The organism is Mesorhizobium sp. M7A.F.Ca.US.014.04.1.1 (genome assembly GCF_003998745.1).
Classification (GTDB): domain Bacteria; phylum Pseudomonadota; class Alphaproteobacteria; order Rhizobiales; family Rhizobiaceae; genus Mesorhizobium; species Mesorhizobium ciceri.
Genome location: NZ_RZRW01001221.1, coordinates 1 through 811 on the forward strand (window position 1 = coordinate 1; position 811 = coordinate 811).

Below are 811 nucleotides of genomic sequence, written 5' to 3' on the forward strand. Positions count from 1 at the left end.
ACACCGTGCCGACACGCCCCTGGCCAGATCCGCTGTCGCCGGCGCCGACTTCCTGATCGGCCATCCCGCTGCGGTGTGCGCGGACCGGGAAGCGCCGAGACGGCGCTGGACGATAAATGGAGACTTCACGACGCTTCGGCCAACCGGTGTGGCCCGTTACGCCCGCGAGGTCACCTTGGCTCTCGACGCCCTCATTTCAGAAGGGCATCCGCTCGGTCGCGACCTGGAGATTGATCTCGTGGTGCCGCGTCCGCTTTCGGAACCTTTGCGCCTCGATGCCATCCCCGTCCGGGTCGTTCCTGAATTCAGCAGGCCGCGACTGCCGCAATTTTGGGTGCAGGCGCAGCTGCCCTGGCATGTGCCTGGAGGATTGCTGAGCTTCTGCAATCTCGCTCCCGTCGCGCTGAGGCGCCAGATCGCGTGTATCCATGACATGCACACAAGGCTCATGCCGTCGAGCTACGCGCGAGGATTCCGCTGGGCGCACCGCTTGATCCTGCCGGCACTTGGCAGGCAGGCCGCCCGCATCACGACCGTCTCGCAACTCTCACGCAGCCATCTGATCAAGTTCGGAATCGCGCCAGAAGAAAACATCGTCGTCACCTACAACGGCAGCGACCATGCGAACCGGTGGGATGCGGCGAGATCAACTCTGGCCGTCGACCGGAGCAGGCCGTATGTCCTCTGCTTGGGGAGGCGGGACCAGGAATATAAGAACATGGGGCTTCTCGCCAGGCTGGCCCCACACCTCGACGCGATGGGTCTTGACCTGTGGATGCCAGGCGATGTCGGCGAGGCCACGCTCCTGAGG

The 811-nt window shown here is 64.4% G+C and carries 1 protein-coding gene; it reads left to right on the forward strand.

The window, feature by feature from the left end:
* Nucleotides 1-19: 19 nt before the first annotated feature.
* Nucleotides 20-811: glycosyltransferase (locus EOA22_RS35700; RefSeq protein WP_348629526.1), on the forward strand; the 792-nt coding region annotated here is incomplete at its 3' end.